This window comes from Paenibacillus sp. LjRoot56, from assembly GCF_964253335.1.
Classification (GTDB): domain Bacteria; phylum Bacillota; class Bacilli; order Paenibacillales; family NBRC-103111; genus Paenibacillus_E; species Paenibacillus_E allorhizoplanae.
This window is the reverse complement of sequence record NZ_CAXURV020000002.1, coordinates 1116513-1131314: the sequence shown is the minus strand read 5'-3', so window position 1 is coordinate 1131314 and position 14802 is coordinate 1116513. Positions and strand designations below refer to the sequence as shown.

Below are 14802 nucleotides of genomic sequence, written 5' to 3'. Positions count from 1 at the left end.
TGAGGGATATATTGTAAAACCGTTTACATGATGCTATGATATGGGTGATGTTTTGCGAATGAGGTGATCAAGGAATGGCTCAAAGCGCTTATATTAAATTCGTTTCAGGATCCGCTGTCGCGGCACTTACCTTGGATGAAATCAAGGACAAGCTGCTGCATTATCGAGATCAACTTAGCCTGACAGCCAAACAACTTGGTTGGGAGTATGACGAAGCCGGATTCCCTTATACGATTGAAACGAAGCCGGAAGGCGAGGGCAAATGGTTTTATTTGAAAGGCACCAACGCTTTATATCATACGATCGTGGTTGGGGTCGGTTCTGAACAAAACCAGGAGCAAGAGCGCCAGTTCGTGCAATTCGTATTACCTGACAATGCCACACATGGTGACAAGAGCAAAGGCAATGAATTCTGCAAATATTTGGGCAAACTTCTGAAAGCTGAACTTCATCTATTTAACGGTAGAATCATGTATTTCAATCCTAGAAAATGAATGAACACAAACAGAAACCCCCTAACAGATCACTCTGCTAGGGGGTTCTTATGTATAGCTCTTATTCTTCGCCTTCTTGAGCCACGATTTCATTGTAAATCGTTACTACACGTTCCCACTCTTCTTCATCTTCAATGTTAACGAGGAATGCATCTTCGTCCTCTTCTTCAACACGGAAAATCACGCCATCTGCTTCAGGATCATTACGATCGAGTAAAACAGCATACGCTTGCTCCTGAGATTGGAAGGTATATACCATGACCATTTCATGTTCTACACCGTTCTCGTCCGTTACGATAAAAACATCTTCCCCTTGCTCGTCGTGATCGTGGTCACAGTCCGGGCCGTGCACATGATCATGCTTCTCATCGCTCACAGGCAGAACCTCATTTCATTAAGTAATAAGTTACTTAAATATCCTAACATTTTCATATTAAGAGGTCAAACCAGATAATCCCTGCTTGCGTTACTCGGATTGAATTTGCTTTTCCGAAACGACAGAATACTCACTGCTTCCACTTTGCTGCATAGCAAATTTAACAACATACGTACCCGCTTCATCGAATGAAACACCATATACAGGAACCTTCAACCAGAACGATTCTTTGGAATCGGAAATTGATTTCTCGACAGGTGTAATCACACTTTTTCCACTTGGAGAAACAATGGAAACGCGAACGGAATTAATGCCCGTTTTCAAGTTGTCTACCTGTGCGAACACGATAAAATCCGCTTGTTTGCCTCGTTCAACAACGCCGAAAGGGACGATCGCCGAATCTTTACGAACTTCCGTTGTAAAGAACATATGTACATTTGGCTTGAACAAATAAGCTGTTTTACTCGCATCATCCCATTTGAGCAGGGACTGTAAAGCATCACTCATTGCACGTAATGGAAGCACCGTCTTGCCATCCACAATAAGCGGCGGGACATCGGAATCTGCGAATTCCTTCGTTTGATTGTTTACGACTAATCTAGCGATACTATATCCTTTATAATCCCCCCATATCGATGAGGCTACCACCGCAGCCGTACTTAAAACAAAGAACACAACCATCAACGTAAAAATTCGCTGAACTTTCATCTCTCTTTTACCTCCAACCTCGTTAGTCATCTGTCTGCATCTTTATACGCCGATGTTTAGGAAGAGTTGCGATGAATTTAACATTTTGCAATAAAATTCAGTACACGCTTAATATACGCTTCTGATTCAAGCTGAAAGGAACCGACATGCCCTGCTTTTTCTGTAATCCATAGCTCAAAAGCCGCTGGATGACGCTTGTACATCTGGGCACTATTGGTATAGGGAATTGCTTGATCATCTTTACTATGAATGAACAAAATCGGCCTTGGCACAATCTGGTCAACGGCAGCTAATGCATCAACAGCATGCGGGTTCACACCTATCAATTTTGGCAAAATAAATAAAATCAGCGGGGTAAATGGGTAGCGTGGTAGCTTAGACCACACCGGCAAGTTTTCCTTGAGATAGGGAAGTAATTGGCTAAATGCGCTGTCCGTAATGACCCCTGCCACATCTTTCGCCTCCGCAGCTGCTAAGATGGACGACGTGCCTCCCATTGAAAATCCAAGTAATATAATTTCCGTTGGTTTGCTAGTATAGGTCTGTACCCACTCGATAGCACCAAGGATGTCTTCTTTCTCCAGGAAGCCAATTGTCGTTGTATTCCCTTCGGATCTTCCTGAATTCCGAAAATCAAACATGAGAACATGATAACCTGCGTTCACAAGTGCTTGAGCTAATGACAAGGCTGGAAGACCTTTTTCTAGTCGTGTACCGGCATAACCGTGTGACATGATGACTGTCGTAGTCTTAGCTAAAGAAGCCGCATTAGGCGACTCCAAGTACCAGCCATCTAACAACACCCCATCTGTTCGACTTGGGAATGTGACATCCTTTCGGTGCAAATTATAATTCTCCGGGGTATCATCCACGATCTTCCGTTTAGGATGTGTTAACTGCCACCCCACATAGGTTGAAAGTCCAACTACACCAAGCAAAATCAACAAAAGAATGCAACTTACAAGTAACCCAATCATTATGAAATCAACACCTTCTATTTGTTTACTTTAACTTTACTGCATCTTTATTTCTATATATAGTGGTTGAAAGTCGGCAACCTCCCATGTTACATTAGAAAAAGATGGATTTTGTCGAAAATTGGAGGACACTGAATGAGTTTGCAAATTCAAATGTTGGGAACCGGCAGTGCCTTTTCCAAATTGTATTACAATACAAGTGCATTAATTCGATCTTCCGATGCCACTATTCTTATTGATTGTGGACCCACAGTCCCTAAATCACTTAGCGAGATTGCGTTAGAGCTCGATCAAATTGATGGTATTCTCATTTCACATATTCATGCTGACCATATAGGCGGCCTTGAAGAAATGGCTTTTCGATTATTCTATCAATATAACCGAAAACGCGTGCAGCTTTATGTAACAGAGGCATTAGCTGAAGTTCTTTGGGAGAATAGTTTGAAAGGCGGACTCTATAATCCAGAGGATGGTTTCCATCAGCTTCAAGACTATTTCGAACTGGTTTTTCTACAGGAAAGAGTACCTTATCCAATATCACCAGAGCTAACCGTTGAAATCGTCCCTACCTTGCACATTGCCCAAAAACTTAACTATTCGATCTTTATTAATCACCGGACATTCTATAGTGCTGATTTGCAATTTAATAAAGACTTTCTCCTCAACGAAGTTATCCATTTAAGAAATTGTCACACCATTTTTCACGATTGTCAATTAAACGGACCGGGTTATGTACACACAACATTGGATGAACTACTTACCCTTCCAGAGGATATACAGAAACTCATATACTTGATGCATTATGACGATCACATGTCAGAATTCATTGGTCAAACAGGTCCCATGACCTTTATCCACAAACATGAAATCATTGAGATCTCCGAGTGATCTTGCTGCACGCCGAAGCCTTGAGAATTAATTTTCTCAAGGCTTCTTTCGATAAATTCCCCCATCGTTTTTCATTTTTTTTTGAAGAACAGCAGGGATTTTATGACAAGTATAGAACATGTCACAAGAGTATGAGAACTGCGGAAATTTCCAATCGGGAGCTGATATGGTGATTATCAATGTGGTTTATTATGTGTATGTGATCTTGTATGGCCTATATACGATTTATCTGCACGCGGTCTTGAATATCCCATTGTTTCTTCTAGCTGTTTGTCTATTTGTCTTATCTGTTCGCTTCCACTCGTCACATCCGGCTATACCTTGGCTTCAACTACTCCTTATTGGTTCTCTTCACGTACTGGGACAATCTGCCTTATGCTATCCTTTATTTTTATTAACGCTTTCACATTATTCCTACAAGGAAGTAAATAAGTGGAGAGCATGGGGACTATCCGTAAGCGCGATGATCATTTATTTATCTACGGTTAATTTCATAACGCATTCCGCATCTAGAGAATCCATGTTTGGATTCATGAGTATCCTCGACTTTGCTGCCACCACTTGGCTAACACGAACCATCCATCTCCGTAGTGGCAAATTGGAACGTATTCGCAATGAGCGTCATTTATTAACGCAAAAAGATTCCCTTACTGGTCTCTATAATTATGAAGAATGTCATCGAAGACTTGAGCAGCAAATTAAACTTCATCAACCCCTTGTACTATTTCTTATCGACTGTACGGATCTGAAAGCAATGAATACCTCTGGCGGATTTCAAGCAGGTAATTTCGTGCTAAAGCAAATGGCTGATCTCCTTCAGATCCTATTCAAAGAAGCACTATTTATCTCGCGATATGGCGGCGATGAATTCGCAGTCGTCATGCCGCTCAACAAGGATTTTCTGACAACAGCCTCCTATCAGCAGAAGCTTGATTCTGAACTCCCTAAGCTTACTGGGATTCAAAATACATATGGGATTGCCATCTTTCCTCAAGACGCATTGACAAAAGATGATCTTATTTTGCACGCAGAGCATAATCTATTTATGAAGAAACGTGAATCTTGGTTAAAACGCGAAGAACAAATGCAACGCTCAGAGAAGCTGCGGGTCGTCGGTGAACTAGCTTCTGGCATGGCTCATGAGATTCGAAATCCCTTAACAACGGTTAAAGGTTTTCTGCAATTATCAAAAGCAAGCGATTACAATATTGAAAATTGGTACGGACTCATCATGGATGAGATTGATCGGATGAGTGATTTGACTGGTGAGTTCCTTCAATTCTCCAAGCCACACCAAACTGTCTTTCAAACCCACTCGCTGAATGAATGCGTACTCAAAGTTATTTCGCTTATTGAATCCGAAGCGACCAGCTCAGGACATGAGATACATTTTCATGAGTCAACCTATGCTGTTCATATGCTTATGGATCAAGATAAAATGATACAACTCTTGTTAAACATGATGAAAAATGCTTGTGAAGCCATGGAAGCAAACGGTTCCATCCACATGAAATTAAGCCGCGATCAGAAGAACGTGACTTTAGTCATTGCGGATAATGGTCCCGGTATACCGAGTGATCAACTCGAGAAGATTTTCCATCCCTTCTTTACGACCAAAGAAACGGGTACAGGTTTAGGATTATCGATTTGCTATAAAATCGTACAGGATCATCATGGTACATTAGAAGTAGAGAGTGAGCTCGGTATAGGGACACGATTTATTCTGACGTTCCCACTTGCCGTGAACATGACTTCAGGGAATGACAATTCAGCTGTAAGTTAAAGAGTTTTCTTCATTCTGACATGAAGAATTCCGGCATCATAGAAAGGCTCATCCGAGATCACTGTGTAGCCTAACTGACTGTAGAAACCTTCTGCTTGACATTGCGCATCTAGAATCGCATATTTGCAACCAAGCTCAAGAGCCTGTTGCTCCATAGCATGTATGAGTTGTTTCCCAAGCGATCTTCCTCTATAATCTTTCAAGACAGCGACACGTTGTAATTTGGCTGTTGCTTCTTGGTATTCATACCATCTGGAAGTCGCAATCGGAGTCTCACCATCCATGATGAGCAAATGATGGCAGGCTTCAGGAGACTCGTCCTTTTCATCCATCTCCAGATGTGCGGGGACTTGCTGTTCATCAACAAATACGTTAAATCGCACAGCAAAACAAGCTTTCAGTTGATCCATTGTTGTAACTCGAATAGTTTCCATGTGGGCTTCTTCCTCTCTAAGATCGTTTCTTGATCTTATCCCATTCCGGAAATGTTGTCCACATGTACCATGTTCTGAGCATTTACTTTCTTTCCAATAAGTAGCTGCAAGCCCCAATTGCAAATCCTAATAGGGCACCAACTGCAACTTCCCGTGGCAAATGACCTAATCTCTCCTTTAGAGCTTTCCGTCTTCTGGCGTGATAGATCCCCGGGTGCTGCTGAGCTATCCGCTCCACCTGTTCGTCTAAATCGTTCACTTTTACCGCGATCTCGCCAGCGGATCTACGAATGCCCATCGCATCATACATGACGACAGCGCCGAATACGGAGCTCACCGCGAAATCAACAGCTGAGAAGCCTCTTTTCATCCCTATGTAGGTAGCGAGTGCCGTAACGCCTGAAGAATGCGAACTCGGCATACCACCTGTTTGAACCAATTGTGACCAATCCCATTTTTTGCTGAACATATACGTTAAAGGTAATTTGATGGCTTGTGCGGCACCAATACCGATAACAGCTGTAGTCAATGCTCGATTCATTCCCATTCACCTCACTACTAGCATCCATCACAGGTTTAGATTCTATTCGCAAAGTTTGCTATACTAGACACATTGATTCTTTTGTAAGGAGTGTGACTGATGAATATCGCTTTTTTCCTGTTACCTAAATCCGAAGTCATTACCGCGACTCCACAGGCAACCCTTCGTCAAACGTTGGAGCGCATGGAGTATCATCGATATACCGCAGTTCCTATCCTTTCCGATGATGGCCATTATGTAGGAACCGTTACGGAAGGAGATTTACTTTGGTTTCTCAAAAATTCAGCGCATATCGGCTTTGAGAATGCTCATCGCCATGTACTTGAAGAGGTTCCTCTACGAGTTAAAAATAAACCCGTTCATATTCATGCTGAGATGGTTGACCTGATTGATTTGGCAAAAGCACAAAACTTCGTACCTGTCGTCGATGATTCGGACAAATTCATCGGGATTGTCAGACGTAGCGAAATTATTGAGTATTGCGCCAAACAAATGAATTTACAAGCCAACGCTGTACAGTCCTAATTATTTTAATTATTAATTTATAGGCAAAGTAAAAAGGCTGAGAAAACTCAGCCTTTTTACTTTGCTTTTTTACATTGGATATTGTTACTGTACTTGACCATTGGAGGAAGCTTTAGACGAAACAAACTCGCTCGCCCAGTCAACCATACCATTCATTAATGTCAAAATGAGATTCACCGCATCCTTTTCCGTTAACGAGCCATTCGATTGACTGCTAACGTACTGGGATGTCTTTTGTTCCAGTTTCACGACTAAATCTTTAATTTTCAAAAGTTCATTCGCCAAATCAGTTACTTGCTGATTATTCGAATTACCTTGGTTTGATTTCATATTTTGACCTTGATTTTGTCCTTGGTTCTGATTCTGACCTTGGTTCTGATTCTGACCTTGCGATTGGCCCTGTGCTTGTGATTGACCTTGATCTTGGCCTTGACTTTGGGACGTATCTTGAGTCGAGTCGTTTGACGCGGCGGAATCATTTCTAGAGGAAGCTTGCTGCTGCCCCTGGCTGTCTTGTGAGCCTTGCGCACTTGAGATCAACATTTTTTTAACTTGCTCTAATTCAATGAGTACCATATCATTTTGTTTGGTTAATTCATCCATTTGCAGCTTGAGATCCTGTGTTTTGATCATGTTGTCGAAACCCTTCCTTCCCTTATTTCACAGCACCGCAAGCAATCCGCTTACCCGAATTGCCAGATGGATCTGTTTTCAAATCATCTGCTTTCTCATGGATAACTAAACTAGTTCCTTCCGGTTTGAACAACGAGTTGGGCTTATCCTTTTCTAAGACGACTGCTTTCGTAACACTACTAAATCGCCCATTACCTTGTGCATCTACAATGAGATTTGGCAAATCACCAGCATGTGCTCCCTTCGGATTAAGGAAGCCATGCTCCTTCATATGTGGATTGAAATGCCCACCTGCCGAATCAAACGTTGGCGCTTCACATATAGCCTTCTCATGAATGTGCAGACCATGAACGCCAGGAGGAAGACCGCTTACTTGTACATCCATCTGTACACCGTCTCTAACAGCGGTTAATTGTGCAGAACCTACTGATTGGTTATTAGAACCTATGAGCGTTACACGAATCGTTTCTGGCGATGTGGTGGCCTCTGATACTGAGGTACTTCTAACTGATTGGCACCCTGTCAATATCAGGAGACCCAAGCTGGCCGTCATCATCATTTGAACTGTTTTCATATTGTACAATCCTCCTGTAAAACCACACATTGGTATATTCTACCCTTAGGATGCACAACTGCCCTTCACGATAACCACATAACAACTAACAAATTTTCAAAATCATCCTTTGAAAAAACAAAAAAACCTGCAATCTTTCGATTACAGGCTTCCTCTTCCGTGTTCATTGTAGCCGAGATTATAAAATAGTCATGAGCTTAGCGATGATTTGTAGGTTTTCTAATTTCCGTTTGTAAAAGTGAAATTCCACCTTCGTATGCTCAACCGCGTCTTCCATCTGTAGAACCTGTTTTTGCAACTCTTTCGTGTATGGCCATAATTCCGCCTGCCGCTGCAGCTCATTCTTTCCTGTTACGAGCCCTTCACCAATCACTTCATACTCCTTCGTAAGAAGCATATGCTTTGCCCAATTCAATTCAGATACGGCATCGACATAAATGGCTTCCGCTTGTTTCAATAATTCTGGTACAAGTTGTAGCTCTAAAATAACATCCGACCGATTCATTCGGATTCCTCCTATGAGTTTTCATAGAAACTCAGCATAGTAAAACATCAAATATTGTTGCTTAGCCTCATTTATATTCATAGTAAAACAAAACATGCACACAAGCTGAAATCCGCGAAAATAGCGGCTTTTATCCTCGTGTTCGACTTATTTTGCAAGACAATTCCGCTATAGAATGACAAAACTATTAAGTCTACATTAAATCTGATAGATTCGCTCCCAACCTACTTGTATAACCTATTAGAAGTGCTACAATGTTACTATACGTATCAGAGGAGGTGACAAACATGAGCCAAGAAGAAGAAGAAGTAGTACAACAAAATGAGCAAGAAGAAATCTCTGCTGAATCCACTGAAGAAGTGGTGAGTCAAGAGGCTGAAGAAGAAATCGCTGAAGCGATTGAAGAAGCAGCTGCTGCAGAGGAAGAAGCAGAACAATCCGAAGAATAATGTAACCGTTATCATACATGATCAAATATCCCCCTCAACTTCACAGTTGGGGGTTTATTGATTTTATATACTAATAAAATTATTTTTTTTTTGAATTCAGCGAATAAATATTCTGAACATTCAAATAATACTGGTGTACCAATAAAAAGGAGATGATTTTGAATGGCTAACAGATCAAACACTTTAGTCGTACAAGAAGCAAAGGCAGCACTTGATCAAATGAAGTATGAAGTCGCTCAGGAAATTGGTGTCCCTCTCTCCCCATCTGGTTACAATGGTAATTTGGCAACACGTGATGCTGGCTCAATCGGTGGCAACATCACAAAAAGATTAGTGCAAATGGCTGAACAATCTTTAGGCGGCTACAAACGCTAATCCTTTGATGTAGGAGCAAGCTCAAAAAAGACTGAATCACTCGATCCTCCTTAGAGTGACCTTCAGTCTTTTTTCTATTTCCTTGAAATTCCTCCGATTTCCCTTGAATTTTCTCACCAGTTTCCACAAACACCTATAATTAATCCTCTAGCTTTAGTATGATTACCTTGCTCGGATACCCGAAAAAGGAGTGTTGAAACCATGACCACGCAATACGAAATTTTCCGCGATCCTTTCCGCATGTTAATTTTACTGGCCACATTAGTGAGCGAAAAACAAAACGAACCAGCACTGCAATTTGACAAAGTACCTTTTTTCGAAAATGATACCTTTCTTATTCAGCATGACAAGTTTGTGTACAAGAAAAACCTTACAGAAATCACTTGGTTTCAATTTTTAGGAAGAGACATCGCTTGCAGTAAAGACCTCACACGTGAAGAGTATAATAAAATGTTCGTTGATTGCCTTGCGTCCTTATACCACATTGCATAAAAAAAGAAGGAGTAGATCACTTGGATCTGCTCCTTCGGTTATTTCATTACTTCTTCTTCACTTCTTCTACAAAAACGTCACTTGCGTCACGTGTGCTGCCGAGCTCAAGAATCGCATATTTCTTCTCACCGATCATGATCACATCTTCCACTTCAGGTAGCGGATCGCCTAGGTACACCGTACCTAAATACATATTACTACTCTTCAAACGTAAATTCCAACGATGTTGTTGTTTCGTCATAGCTAATCCTCCCAAACTCTAATGTTCTCAAGTTACCATAAATTCACGCAAGATGAAAGCTATATGAAGAAACATCGTTCAAATAGGAAACATTACTTCACTATATTGACCATCTCCAATATTCCGCGATCCAAAAAGAGACGAAAACCATATTCTATCCTACATAAGTTGATCTTTTGGGGCAGAAGTAACACACCCCAACAATTGACAATCTCTCGGGTATTTGGTATATTACTAACTGTATAAATAAACGACTTGTTAGCTCAGCTGGGAGAGCACTATCTTGACAGGGTAGGGGTCAGTGGTTCGAGCCCACTACAGGTCATACACAACAGAAACCCGCGAGGCCTAGTGCTTCGCGGGTTTCTGTTTCAATCACGATGGTCCAACTTACTAGCGCAACCTCTTCCCTTCACATCTCCCGCTACGCAAAAAGAACCCCTCCCAGGGTTCTTCAGCATAAGACTTCTACACCTTAAATCTATCAACCACTTCTTGCAAACCTGTCATCTGATCATGCAGCTCGATCGACTCTTTATGTACACGCTCGAACATTTGTCCCAGCGTCTCCACATTGGCCAAAACTTCCTCGGAGCTGGCTGCTGTTTCCTCGGAACTCGCGGAGGAAAGCTCGATAAAGCCAACAATGATGTTTTTACGGTTATCAACATGCGCCATATCAGCCGAGATACTTTCAATGGATTCATGGATTTGTTGCAAAGAGGAATGAATGAAATCAAATGTATCTGATGTCTGTCCTGCATTCTCTTCTTGCGAGCCCACGATGTGAAGCGACTGCTCCATCGCTGCGGATGTTAGCTGTGCAGAATGCATAACATTCTCAATCAACGTCTGAATATGCTCAGATGCCTCGCCTGCTTGAACGGAAAGTGTTCTCACCTCAGCAGCAACTACGGCGAATCCGCGGCCGTTTTCGCCAGCTCGTGCTGCCTCAATCGAAGCGTTAAGCGCAAGTAAATTCGTTTGTCTCGAGATGCCGTGAATCGTGGAGACCATCTCTTTAATCGCGTCAATATCCTGCATAAGTTTGCTTACGCTGGCCGCTACTTCTTTGGTCACGGTAACGTTATTGCGGATCAACTCGATCATCGCGCGCATCGCTTCAGCGCCACGTTCTTCCTTTTCACGAATAATCGCGCTATTATTCTGTAAAAGTTGAACATGTCCCTTCGTGTCGTCAATCAATTCTGCCAATTCGTGAACACCCTTCAATCCATCCTCTACTACCTCCGCTTGAGTTCCAGCAGCCGTTGCCAATTCATGAATGGTCGTATTAATTTCATATGAGATCGTTTTGGTTTGCTCCATCGAATCTTGAATATGATCGGCATTGCCTTTACTCAGATGTGCAGATTGCTTAACATCCTTGACAATCACATGAATTTTCTCAATAAATTGATTGGTCGCCGTCGACAGTCTGCCGATTTCGTCCATCGAGGTATCGGGAAGCCTTCTCGTCAAATCTCCATCCCCCTGAGCGATCGCAACCATGGCGGATTGCAGTCTCTCTAGCCTTTTGAACTGACGGCTAACAATATAAAATAATACCGCCCCCGCGATTAGTAAGCCTGCCAATGTGGCAATACATGTCGTGTAGAAGAAGTTTCTCAAGACTTGCTCCGACAACGTCAATACAAGCACTTGACCCGTCGATAACGCTCTAAAATAATACTTGGCTTTGGTTCCATTGTACGACATCGTCTCATACGCTTTATGCTCCCCAGTTAAACTTACACTAAGGGAGTCTAGCAGCTTCGCGTCTAACTGCGTAACCGCATCATCGGATGAAGCAACGAGTTTGCCAGTGGCATCAACAACTCCTGCAAATAGCACATCTCCGCCCAGCTCTGACTTTAATTGCGTCAGTACCGGCTTCGCTCCTATTTTACTATCGAGTTCTGTTAGTGTGGCTCCATCTCTTCCTGTTTGTACAATGCGTGGCGATGACCAACCGGACACTCCCACATATTTATACACTTTAGGATCGACACTTCGTTGTTGAGCCGGTTGTGTGACAACTTTTTGCTTACCAGAAATTAAATCCATAAACTCATAAGCTTGATTCTTAGGATCAGCACCGAAATTAAAATCTATCTTTTCTCCCGCATTTGTCAGTACCAACTGACCCTGTGCATTGGTGATCCAAAACTCATCTATACCGGAGCGCTCGGCTATTTCCACAGCTTGCTTATAGTTCATCGGAATTTTATCATACATATACGACAGAAGGGCTGCTTGTCCGACCATCTCCTTCTCCATCACACTTTCCGTTGTCTTTCTCGCAATTATTGCGTTTTCAATGCCTATTCGAGCTGTTTCTAGTGTCGTGAAACCTTTTTCATGAAGACTTTCAGCCGTTTGCTGATACGTTAGTGTTGCTGTCCCTACGGACACTGCAAACAATACGACCATTAAGGGCCAAATGATTTTGTACTTGATTGATTTGATAGCCATCTTGTTCTCCCTTTTTTTGTAATTTCAATAATTCTAAATATTCCACTTCGTCATTTACCAACATATTCCTGCTAAAAGACCTATCATTCGACGGAATCTTGCGATTTTGTAGGTCGATAGCACTAAAAAAAGCTCCCCGGAAGTAGAAATGATCTACTCCCAGAAAGCCCTTTAACACCTTTTTTACAGATTCAGCATGCTACGTATTGTACCTTTTGTCTCCTCGATCGCCATTCTCAGAGGCTGCGTCTCTCCTTGATACGGGTGTACACTCCCAAAGGTATGGTTGCCCCCTGGAATCTTCATCCATTGAATCGCTGCGTTGTTCGCGACTAGCTTTTCAGAACCTTTGAGCAACCGTTCTCCGTCTTCCGTGCCTTGAATAAGTGCAATGGGGAAGGTCGCTTCACGAATTCTTTCAACAATATCAAATCTCTCTTCGTTGCGTTCCATATCTTCTAGGATTTCAAGATCGAGCGGCATCATCTGCTTTGTTCGTCCATTCAAGGTATAGGAGCGGCCCGTGGCCCTCATCTCCGCTTTATTCTCAGGTGTGAGCAAATCGACATGAGCAATCCCATTCCAGCTGATGACGCCTGCAATTTCCTCAGGATGATCCAACGCATAGATCAAACTTACACCAGCGCCTCTGCTATGACCCAGTAAGAGGATTGGCTTATCCGTACCTACGTGTTTATGAATATCCGCAATAATAACTTGTACGTCCTCTAGATCTTTAGAATAGGTATCACCTGCAAATTTCTCTAGTTCTGTAAAATCCATCAAATCTTCACCCACTCCATTATGGGAAAAATTCAAGGCAACGACATCAACATCATCTGCTAATTCGCTTGCGACATGGGGGAACATCCCCCAGTTTTTGAAGCCTTTATAACCATGTAATAGTAATAAGGTGCCCTTACTCGGTTCTTGCTTTGCTTTATAAATATCGCCTCGTACGATACGCTGCTCTGACATATGTAGTTCAAAAGGTATTCCTTTATAGTCCTCCATCTGTTTCTCCTGCCTTTCGTTACCAAATCAATAATCAATCGTATACTTTTGTCATTTTATCACAATCTAACTCAGACAAGACAACTTTAGCCAACCGAGCCTGTAAATTTCTTGTAAAACAACCAACTCGCATCTTTGACAAAAATGCCCTACGATAAGGAGGAAGCTTCCCTGTTATCAAGCCGAAAACGCAGTAAACTGCGACTACTATTTCTCACCTTCCTTCTAACTCAACTTTTGAGTCAAGGAATTAACAGCCGCTCACAAGCACAACATATGGAACCGTTACACAAAGAGACGGCCGCCGAGGCGGGAACCATTCAACTTCAAGTCAAAGCATCACCCGGTGCTCTTTATCAAACAGAACTTTCCTTCGTCAATAAAACATTACAACGCGCATTGGAAGAAGGTACGGCAGGCGATGCATCTTTAGAACCGATTCCCCCAGACACCACACTCATGTATTACAAAAAGGGGCAACCACTTTATCTTGGGGTCACCCCAAGCGGAGACGTCGTTGATTGGACTTTGAAGCAACAGATCAATCTCCCCAAATCAGCTCAGGAAACGCTGCAAGCGCAAGTGCAATCCCTTCGCACTAAGCATTATGGCGAGATGCTGCCTTGGGAAGAAGCAAGTCTTGTTCTCCCAAAATACAGTTCATTTACCGTCATTGATGTGATGAGCGGACTTAGCTTTGAAGGGCAGCGTCGCGCAGGCTCCCACCATGCGGATGTACAGCCGCTAACGAAAACCGACTCCGCGACGCTCAAAAGCATTTATGGCGGCCAATGGAGCTGGGACCGCCGCGCGGTCCTAGTGAAGCTGAATGGCCGCACGCTCGCCGCCTCCATGCATGGCATGCCGCATGGCGGTGATGGTATACCGGGAAATGACTTCAATGGTCATTTCTGTATTCACTTCCTAGGGAGCGTGACCCATGGCTCCCGCTCCGCTGACCCGGCGCACCAGGTCATGGTGCACCGAGCTGCAGGCTTGCTGCTGGACTACGTCAGCAAGCTCTCCCCCTGGGCGCTGATCGACGTTTGGATCAGCGCTGCACACCAAGGTGACCTGCAGCTGTTGCAGGTCACCACAGGGCAAGAACAGGCGATGCATGTGCGAAGCATGCGCCGCCTGTCCAAGTTCAAGGAGCTGGATACATCCCAGCTCCTGCAGTTCGACACAGCTGTCGACGTGACGATGACAGGGGCTAGAGCTTCCGCGGTTTCGAGTCGCCGCGTGCTCTTCCATCTTGAACGCGCCTCGGTACAAGATCGGTGGTACATACGCAGCGCGGTGATCCAATGAGTAAAGC

At 43.1% G+C, this 14802-nt stretch carries 19 protein-coding genes and 1 tRNA gene; 9 read left to right on the top strand and 11 right to left on the bottom strand.

Annotated features, from left to right (window positions below):
* The first annotated feature begins 74 nt into the window (after positions 1-74).
* On the top strand, positions 75-494 hold the full coding sequence (locus ACSQ8O_RS17465) for a DUF1885 family protein (protein ID WP_436242701.1): 420 nt from the start codon (positions 75-77) through the stop codon (positions 492-494).
* A 61-nt stretch (positions 495-555) separates the two neighbouring features.
* Here ACSQ8O_RS17465 and ACSQ8O_RS17460 read toward each other — a convergent pair whose 3' ends face one another.
* The 3 genes from ACSQ8O_RS17460 to ACSQ8O_RS17450 all read right to left on the bottom strand — a co-directional run bounded on the left by ACSQ8O_RS17460 (position 556) and on the right by ACSQ8O_RS17450 (position 2555).
* Positions 556-870, bottom strand: a complete 315-nt coding sequence (locus ACSQ8O_RS17460; protein ID WP_056612546.1) for a DUF1292 domain-containing protein — start codon at positions 868-870, stop codon at positions 556-558.
* Between the two features lie 90 nt (positions 871-960).
* Positions 961-1578, bottom strand: coding sequence for a stalk domain-containing protein (locus ACSQ8O_RS17455; protein ID WP_056612548.1), 618 nt, complete (start codon positions 1576-1578; stop codon positions 961-963).
* A 77-nt stretch (positions 1579-1655) separates the two neighbouring features.
* Positions 1656-2555, bottom strand: a complete 900-nt coding sequence (locus ACSQ8O_RS17450; RefSeq protein WP_436242700.1) for an alpha/beta hydrolase — start codon at positions 2553-2555, stop codon at positions 1656-1658.
* Between the two features lie 135 nt (positions 2556-2690).
* On the opposite strand from ACSQ8O_RS17450, the gene ACSQ8O_RS17445 reads away from it, so the two are divergent.
* Positions 2691-3443, top strand: coding sequence for an MBL fold metallo-hydrolase (locus ACSQ8O_RS17445; RefSeq protein ID WP_436242699.1), 753 nt, complete (start codon positions 2691-2693; stop codon positions 3441-3443).
* A gap of 118 nt (positions 3444-3561) precedes the next feature.
* A complete protein-coding gene (locus ACSQ8O_RS17440; protein ID WP_436242698.1) occupies positions 3562-5226 on the top strand; it encodes an ATP-binding protein in 1665 nt (554 codons plus the stop codon).
* Here the strand turns inward: ACSQ8O_RS17440 and ACSQ8O_RS17435 are convergent.
* Together ACSQ8O_RS17435 and ACSQ8O_RS17430 are read right to left on the bottom strand one after the other, a co-directional pair.
* A complete protein-coding gene (locus ACSQ8O_RS17435) occupies positions 5223-5660 on the bottom strand; it encodes a GNAT family N-acetyltransferase (RefSeq protein ID WP_056612557.1) in 438 nt (145 codons plus the stop codon). The two genes, ACSQ8O_RS17440 and ACSQ8O_RS17435, sit on opposite strands and share 4 nt — an antisense overlap.
* Positions 5661-5742: 82 nt before the next feature.
* On the bottom strand, positions 5743-6201 hold the full coding sequence (locus tag ACSQ8O_RS17430) for a divergent PAP2 family protein (RefSeq protein WP_436242697.1): 459 nt from the start codon (positions 6199-6201) through the stop codon (positions 5743-5745).
* Between the two features lie 99 nt (positions 6202-6300).
* On the opposite strand from ACSQ8O_RS17430, the gene ACSQ8O_RS17425 reads away from it, so the two are divergent.
* The gene (locus ACSQ8O_RS17425; protein WP_236287624.1) at positions 6301-6726 is read left to right on the top strand and encodes a CBS domain-containing protein; all 426 of its coding nucleotides are present in this window, start codon (positions 6301-6303) and stop codon (positions 6724-6726) included.
* Between the two features lie 84 nt (positions 6727-6810).
* Here the strand turns inward: ACSQ8O_RS17425 and ACSQ8O_RS17420 are convergent, their stop codons facing one another.
* From ACSQ8O_RS17420 to ACSQ8O_RS17410, 3 genes are all read right to left on the bottom strand, one after another.
* Positions 6811-7359, bottom strand: a complete 549-nt coding sequence (locus ACSQ8O_RS17420; protein WP_436242696.1) for a hypothetical protein — start codon at positions 7357-7359, stop codon at positions 6811-6813.
* Between the two features lie 22 nt (positions 7360-7381).
* Complete coding sequence (locus ACSQ8O_RS17415) at positions 7382-7933, bottom strand: superoxide dismutase family protein (protein ID WP_436242695.1); 552 nt, start codon at positions 7931-7933, stop codon at positions 7382-7384.
* Positions 7934-8111: 178 nt separating this feature from the next.
* Positions 8112-8438, bottom strand: coding sequence for a hypothetical protein (locus ACSQ8O_RS17410; RefSeq protein WP_056612566.1), 327 nt, complete (start codon positions 8436-8438; stop codon positions 8112-8114).
* A gap of 287 nt (positions 8439-8725) precedes the next feature.
* On the opposite strand from ACSQ8O_RS17410, the gene ACSQ8O_RS17405 reads away from it, so the two are divergent.
* The 3 genes from ACSQ8O_RS17405 (at position 8726) to ACSQ8O_RS17395 (ending at position 9754) form a co-directional block, all read left to right on the top strand.
* Positions 8726-8887, top strand: coding sequence for a hypothetical protein (locus ACSQ8O_RS17405; protein WP_436242694.1), 162 nt, complete (start codon positions 8726-8728; stop codon positions 8885-8887).
* A gap of 162 nt (positions 8888-9049) precedes the next feature.
* Positions 9050-9262, top strand: coding sequence for an alpha/beta-type small acid-soluble spore protein (locus tag ACSQ8O_RS17400; protein WP_056612568.1), 213 nt, complete (start codon positions 9050-9052; stop codon positions 9260-9262).
* Between the two features lie 201 nt (positions 9263-9463).
* Entirely contained in the window at positions 9464-9754 is a 291-nt protein-coding gene (locus tag ACSQ8O_RS17395; RefSeq protein WP_436242693.1) for a hypothetical protein, read from the top strand.
* A gap of 46 nt (positions 9755-9800) precedes the next feature.
* On the opposite strand, the gene ACSQ8O_RS17390 is transcribed toward ACSQ8O_RS17395, so the two are convergent.
* Entirely contained in the window at positions 9801-9995 is a 195-nt protein-coding gene (locus ACSQ8O_RS17390; RefSeq protein WP_436242692.1) for a hypothetical protein, read from the bottom strand.
* 252 nt (positions 9996-10247) lie between these two features.
* On the opposite strand from ACSQ8O_RS17390, the gene ACSQ8O_RS17385 reads away from it, so the two are divergent.
* A tRNA-Val gene (locus ACSQ8O_RS17385) sits at positions 10248-10320 on the top strand.
* A 143-nt stretch (positions 10321-10463) separates the two neighbouring features.
* Here the strand turns inward: ACSQ8O_RS17385 and ACSQ8O_RS17380 are convergent.
* Together ACSQ8O_RS17380 and ACSQ8O_RS17375 are read right to left on the bottom strand one after the other, a co-directional pair.
* Positions 10464-12470 carry a methyl-accepting chemotaxis protein gene (locus tag ACSQ8O_RS17380; RefSeq protein ID WP_436242691.1) on the bottom strand — a complete coding sequence of 669 codons (2007 nt, stop codon included), beginning with the start codon at positions 12468-12470 and terminating at the stop codon, positions 10464-10466.
* A 183-nt stretch (positions 12471-12653) separates the two neighbouring features.
* Entirely contained in the window at positions 12654-13484 is an 831-nt protein-coding gene (locus tag ACSQ8O_RS17375; RefSeq protein WP_436242690.1) for an alpha/beta hydrolase family protein, read from the bottom strand.
* A gap of 276 nt (positions 13485-13760) precedes the next feature.
* Here ACSQ8O_RS17375 and ACSQ8O_RS17370 point away from each other — a divergent pair, with 276 nt between their 5' ends.
* Positions 13761-14795 (top strand): hypothetical protein, encoded by a 1035-nt coding sequence (locus tag ACSQ8O_RS17370; protein ID WP_436242689.1) that lies wholly within the window; start codon positions 13761-13763, stop codon positions 14793-14795.
* Positions 14796-14802 lie beyond the last annotated feature (7 nt).

What these genes read in the sequence shown, in the direction of transcription:
- ACSQ8O_RS17465 (WP_436242701.1), top strand. Translation starts at nt 75, where the DNA reads ATGGCTCAAAGCGCTTATATTAAATTCGTTTCAGGATCCGCTGTCGCG.
- ACSQ8O_RS17455 (WP_056612548.1), bottom strand. Translation starts at nt 1,578, where the DNA reads ATGAAAGTTCAGCGAATTTTTACGTTGATGGTTGTGTTCTTTGTTTTA.
- ACSQ8O_RS17450 (WP_436242700.1), bottom strand. Translation starts at nt 2,555, where the DNA reads ATGATTGGGTTACTTGTAAGTTGCATTCTTTTGTTGATTTTGCTTGGT.
- ACSQ8O_RS17445 (WP_436242699.1), top strand. Translation starts at nt 2,691, where the DNA reads ATGAGTTTGCAAATTCAAATGTTGGGAACCGGCAGTGCCTTTTCCAAA.
- ACSQ8O_RS17440 (WP_436242698.1), top strand. Translation starts at nt 3,562, where the DNA reads ATGTCACAAGAGTATGAGAACTGCGGAAATTTCCAATCGGGAGCTGAT.
- ACSQ8O_RS17435 (WP_056612557.1), bottom strand. Translation starts at nt 5,660, where the DNA reads ATGGAAACTATTCGAGTTACAACAATGGATCAACTGAAAGCTTGTTTT.
- ACSQ8O_RS17430 (WP_436242697.1), bottom strand. Translation starts at nt 6,201, where the DNA reads ATGAATCGAGCATTGACTACAGCTGTTATCGGTATTGGTGCCGCACAA.
- ACSQ8O_RS17425 (WP_236287624.1), top strand. Translation starts at nt 6,301, where the DNA reads ATGAATATCGCTTTTTTCCTGTTACCTAAATCCGAAGTCATTACCGCG.
- ACSQ8O_RS17420 (WP_436242696.1), bottom strand. Translation starts at nt 7,359, where the DNA reads ATGATCAAAACACAGGATCTCAAGCTGCAAATGGATGAATTAACCAAA.
- ACSQ8O_RS17415 (WP_436242695.1), bottom strand. Translation starts at nt 7,933, where the DNA reads ATGAAAACAGTTCAAATGATGATGACGGCCAGCTTGGGTCTCCTGATA.
- ACSQ8O_RS17410 (WP_056612566.1), bottom strand. Translation starts at nt 8,438, where the DNA reads ATGAATCGGTCGGATGTTATTTTAGAGCTACAACTTGTACCAGAATTA.
- ACSQ8O_RS17405 (WP_436242694.1), top strand. Translation starts at nt 8,726, where the DNA reads ATGAGCCAAGAAGAAGAAGAAGTAGTACAACAAAATGAGCAAGAAGAA.
- ACSQ8O_RS17400 (WP_056612568.1), top strand. Translation starts at nt 9,050, where the DNA reads ATGGCTAACAGATCAAACACTTTAGTCGTACAAGAAGCAAAGGCAGCA.
- ACSQ8O_RS17395 (WP_436242693.1), top strand. Translation starts at nt 9,464, where the DNA reads ATGACCACGCAATACGAAATTTTCCGCGATCCTTTCCGCATGTTAATT.
- ACSQ8O_RS17390 (WP_436242692.1), bottom strand. Translation starts at nt 9,995, where the DNA reads ATGACGAAACAACAACATCGTTGGAATTTACGTTTGAAGAGTAGTAAT.
- ACSQ8O_RS17380 (WP_436242691.1), bottom strand. Translation starts at nt 12,470, where the DNA reads ATGGCTATCAAATCAATCAAGTACAAAATCATTTGGCCCTTAATGGTC.
- ACSQ8O_RS17375 (WP_436242690.1), bottom strand. Translation starts at nt 13,484, where the DNA reads ATGGAGGACTATAAAGGAATACCTTTTGAACTACATATGTCAGAGCAG.
- ACSQ8O_RS17370 (WP_436242689.1), top strand. Translation starts at nt 13,761, where the DNA reads ATGGAACCGTTACACAAAGAGACGGCCGCCGAGGCGGGAACCATTCAA.